General features: G+C 36.2%; 4 protein-coding genes. All 4 read right to left on the bottom strand.

Features of this window, described 5'->3' with window-relative positions:
- Positions 1-861, bottom strand: an 861-nt coding sequence (locus WC622_RS16400) for an MFS transporter (protein ID WP_372820770.1), incomplete at its 3' end; no start/stop codon positions are given.
- A 101-nt stretch (positions 862-962) separates the two neighbouring features.
- A complete protein-coding gene (locus WC622_RS16395) occupies positions 963-1,274 on the bottom strand; it encodes a phosphoribosylpyrophosphate synthetase (RefSeq protein ID WP_372820769.1) in 312 nt (103 codons plus the stop codon).
- Between the two features lie 228 nt (positions 1,275-1,502).
- Positions 1,503-2,288, bottom strand: a complete 786-nt coding sequence (locus tag WC622_RS16390; protein ID WP_372820768.1) for a DUF4249 domain-containing protein — start codon at positions 2,286-2,288, stop codon at positions 1,503-1,505.
- Between the two features lie 3 nt (positions 2,289-2,291).
- Positions 2,292-4,592 carry a carboxypeptidase-like regulatory domain-containing protein gene (locus WC622_RS16385; protein ID WP_372820771.1) on the bottom strand — a complete coding sequence of 767 codons (2,301 nt, stop codon included), beginning with the start codon at positions 4,590-4,592 and terminating at the stop codon, positions 2,292-2,294.
- Positions 4,593-4,907: the final 315 nt, after the last annotated feature.

Raw genomic sequence — 4,907 nt, 5'->3', positions numbered from 1 at the left:
CATGAACATTACTTTTTTTCGTGAACGCAGTGGCTGACACAAGAAGCCTGCTACAATATCTCCAACAGCAATTCCAATATAACAGTACATTACGCCTTTACCAGCATTGATGATACCTGTTGCATTTAAGGCTTTCCCGAATTCTGGTGAAAACGTGATGAGTACACCCACCACAAACCAAAGTGGCAAACCAATTAAAATGCAGGATAAATATTTCTTAAATCGATCAGCATTATTGAAAAGCATTAAAATATTTCCTCGCTGAATAGTACTTCCTTTTACCTCCTTAAACAACCCGGATTCTGCAAGTCCCACTCTCAAAAACAAGAGTAATAACCCCATTCCCCCGCCAATAAAATAACTTGTTTGCCAGGTATAATGATCGCTAATTAGTGCCGCAGCAACTGCACCAAATAGGCCAACCCCTGCCACAATCATAGTGCCATATCCTCGATTTTCTTTACTCATGGTTTCTGTAACCAAGGTAATACCAGCTCCCAATTCGCCAGCTAAACCTATTCCAGCAATAAAACGAATAATGGTATAAGCGGTTACCGAGCTTACAAAACCGTTAGCAATATTGGCCAATGAATAAACGATGATTGAGCCAAAAAGAACACTTAGTCGCCCTTTTTTATCGCCCAAAACTCCCCATAATATTCCACCAATTAACATCCCAAACATCTGGCTATTGATAATATTGGCACCAATGCTTAGCATGTCCTCGTCGGCAACGCCTAAATCTTTTAAGCTTTTAACCCTTACAACAGAGAAAAGAATAAGATCGTAGATGTCAACAAAATAACCTAATGCGGCAACAATAATAATAAGGGTAACGTTTTTTTTATTCGAGGCGTTCATACGTTTAGTTTGGAGCGATTAAACTACAAAAAAATATAGAAACTAAAAAAGAAAACGCTTTTGCAAAAAGTAAAAGACTGTCGAACGCTTAAATTGCCCAGTTAGCGATCATGGTGCATTTTAAGTTTATCCAACAACTCTGCAGAAATATTCTCAGCGTATGCTCCGTAGGCATCGATGATTACGCCTTTTAAGTTGCCAACGGGCGAAGAAATTGCATAAATAACGGAGCTGTCTGCCGGGTCTGTCATGCCCTCAAAACGATAAAATTCATCGATTTCAAATTCTTCCGGCATTAATTGCAGGTCTAATGATTTACACTCAATACAATCTTGAGCTAGGTTAAAATCATATTCATAACCTCTATTGTTTAAATCTGCTACTGCGGCGGTAAGTGTATCATAAACGTGCATACAGCAATTTACATTTTTTTTGAATAGTTACGAATTTTAATCAAACTTTGCTGGTATTTGAAGGTATATACAGACCGTCCATTACGGCTAACAAGTTAGGGTATTGTTAGACTTTCCTTAGAGTTTGCTTAGACTTTGTTAGACCCCCTTACTGATAAATGTCAGTTGAACGCTAAGTTATCTCTCCAGTGTTATCCATATAATAACTGCGTCCATACTTCCAGCAAATTATTTGATAGTTACGGTTGCCTCCGACGATGTCGAAGCACTAAAAAAGCCCAAAGCCCCATTGTTAAAATTAGAATTTGGATTTGCCGGTGTGGTAGGTGGACCGCCATTGCCACTTATCTGTGTAATTGAGAATAAAAATTTATACACATTTTCATCAATTGTTAGCATTTGCACCCTAACTAAATCTCCCGGAACCAAATCAGGTTCGTCAAGGTAAATCGTATTTTTAACCTCATTGCCATTGTTAAATCTATCCGATTCTAAGTAGTAATCTCCACGTTTAATATTATTCACAAAAACTCTAATGTTATAAAAATTAACAAAACCTTTCGGGTCTTTGTAGATTACTTGTACAACTTTTCTCGCTTCTCCAAAAAAACTAACTTCTATCTGCTCAAGTGATTGAATTGGTACTGGCAAAGGCATCACAGAAGTTGCTGAATAAGATTTGCCATCTGAAGTAACCGTAAGGGTATATTTTTCACCCGGTACGCCTCTATAACGCGGTGAAATATAGTTACCAGGGCTTTGTTCAGTAAAGTTAATGACTAGTCCGCTACCTGTTGTTAAGACAACAGTTGCGTTAGATACAGGTATTTTCGCATTGCTCGCAGTAAAATCACTTGTAGTCGAGACGGATACTGTATGCCGCGTACTTAAATCTGTTAAAAAGGACTCAATCACTATTTTAGGCGAAGTCTTATCCAAATTTAGATCAATTACTTTCTCACAAGATGAAAGCATGATGGCGAATCCAAAAATTATAATATAAAGTCTTTTCATTTGTTAAAATTTAAAATTCCAAGTAACGGAAGGAATAATACCAAAAAGTGAGGTCTGTACGGCTTGAGTTTGCGTTCTATTATCCGGATTATCTCTGAAGTCTATTGAATAAGGATTATTTCGATTATATACGTTGTAAATACCAAAATTCCAACTCGATTTAAACTTGCGATTTGGTTTCCCTTCCAAGGTAGCAGATAAATCTAAACGATGAAAATCGGCCGTTCTATTGCCATTTCTCTCCCCATAGTAAAAGATCGTTCTTCCATCTAAATTATATTTTGCGATTGGAAAGGTAACTGCGCTACCCGTACTATATACAAAGGTTGAAGAGAAAACCCAACGCTTACCAGGTTTGTAAATTCCAACAACCGAGATGTCATGAGGTCGATCTTGCCGAGCTGTAAACCAATTTCCGTCATTAACCAGATCAAACCTTCTCTCACTCTTTGAAAGTGTATAACCAATCCATCCATTAAACTTGCCATATTTCTTTTTAAAGAATAATTCTAAGCCATATGCACGACCCTTCCCATAAATCAAATCGGCTTCTACATTTTGATTTCCGCGCAAATCAGTTCCATTTCTATACTCAATTTGGTTGAGCATTGGTTTATAATATACTTCCGCAGAAAACTCATAACTATTCTCTTTAAAATTATTAAAATAGCCCAATGAAAATTGATTAGCAACCTCAGGTTTTGTATTAAGGCTATTCATAATATACAAGTCGGTTGGAGAAGTAGCGGTAGAATTAGACATTAAATGTAAATTCTGAATATTCCTAGTATAAGAAGCTTTTACAGATTTCGAATCATCTAACTGAAAGCTTGCTGCAAATCTAGGTTCTAGGTTAATGTAGGTTTTTACTACTTCATTTTCGCCGTAGAATTTAGCACTTGTTTGAACGCCGTCGCTGCTAAACGTTCTAAAAGTCCCTCCCCCTAATACTGAAAAAGAAGATAACCTTAGTCCATACACCAATCTGATCTTCTCACCCACCTTAGCCTCATCAGAAATATAAGCCGCCAACTCAAGACCACTTCTGTTTTCAATTTTGATAGCATTGATACTTGAGGTACTTGGCGATGTAAGTTGGCCTGGAGCAATGGTATGATGAATTGCATCAAACCCAAATTTTAAATCGTGTTTATCGTTTAACGCAAATGAAAAATCTTGTTTAAGGTTAAAATCTTTGATACTTGAATTAACTGCAAATTCATTCCCATTTTGCAAGTTTTCTATCGTATAATCATACTTACTCATGATCAATGAAGTGTTTGAAAACAACCTGTTGCTAAAAAAATGATTCCATCTCAATGTTCCGGTAGCATTTCCCCAATTAAACCCAAAAGTATCTCGTAAACCTAATTTATCTCTCCCAAAATAGCCAGAGAGGTAAATTACGTTCTTTTCATCTATTTGATAATTTGCTTTTGCATTTAAATCATAAAAATACAAAATGCTTCGTCTTATAGAGGTGTCAGGTGCAAAAGCAAGAAATGAGTCGGCATAGGTTCTTCTTCCGCTTATCATGAAAGAGCTTTTGTCTTTGACAAACGGGGCTTCAACTTTTAATCGGGACGAAATTAAGCCTATTCCACCTTCAAAAGTAGCCTCTTTCCTGTTGCCGTCATTCATTCTTATATCTAAAACGGACGACAACCTACCGCCATACTGAGCAGGCATTCCACCTTTGTAAACAGTCACATCTTTGATGGCATCTGAATTAAAAGTCGAGAAAAAACCAAGTAAATGTGAGGCATTGTATACTGGCGCCTCATCTAGTAAAATTAAGTTCTGATCGGTAGCACCCCCTCTTACATAAAACCCGCTATTTCCTTCACCTGCAGATTTAATACCCGGCAAAAGTTGCAAGGTTTTTAAAATATCTTTTTCTCCAAAAAGAACAGGTATGTGCTGTATATCTTTGATATTAAGCTTTTCGATACCCATTTGAGGCTTGATTACATTTTCATTCCTTCTCACACTGGTAATCACTACCTCACTCAAATTATTCGATTCTACTAACTCGAAATCTACTTTTGCATTAGCCTTAACAGTTATCTTTTTCGTAAATGTGGTATACCCGATATAGGATACTTCCATATTATAATTTCCATCAGGTAAACTGATCGAATAAAATCCATAAGAATTTGTAGCAGCTCCAAGTTGCGGAAGCTCAATTATTTTTATGCTGGCTCCAATCAACGTTTCTCCAGTAGTTCCATTTTTTACCACTCCACTAACGCTAAAGTTTTTCTGAGCATTAACAAAAGGACAAAAGGCAACTAAGAAGATCATAAAAAAAGAAAAGGTTTTCAGTTGGGTAATCTTTATCAAAGCAGTATAGTTTTATTAATAGTTTTCAAAAATACATTAACAATGTGAAACCTACGTAAAATTTAGTTCGATAGTTCGTTTTGTGATAATTTTGTTGCCAACAGCTTAGTTAAAATTTTTAAACCTCAATTCTATTGCTGATATTTAAACATCATGATAGTTTCAGAAAAAACCCTTAAATGGGCATTGTGCTTATATCCTCCATTGTTATTTCAACGTATTTGGGTAAAAAGGTTTCATAAAGGTTTTTCGGGTGTTGATGTAAAAATTAGCAAT

Source organism: Pedobacter sp. (assembly GCF_041662865.1).
GTDB lineage: Bacteria > Bacteroidota > Bacteroidia > Sphingobacteriales > Sphingobacteriaceae > Pedobacter.
This window is presented reverse-complemented; position numbering and strand designations above follow the sequence as displayed.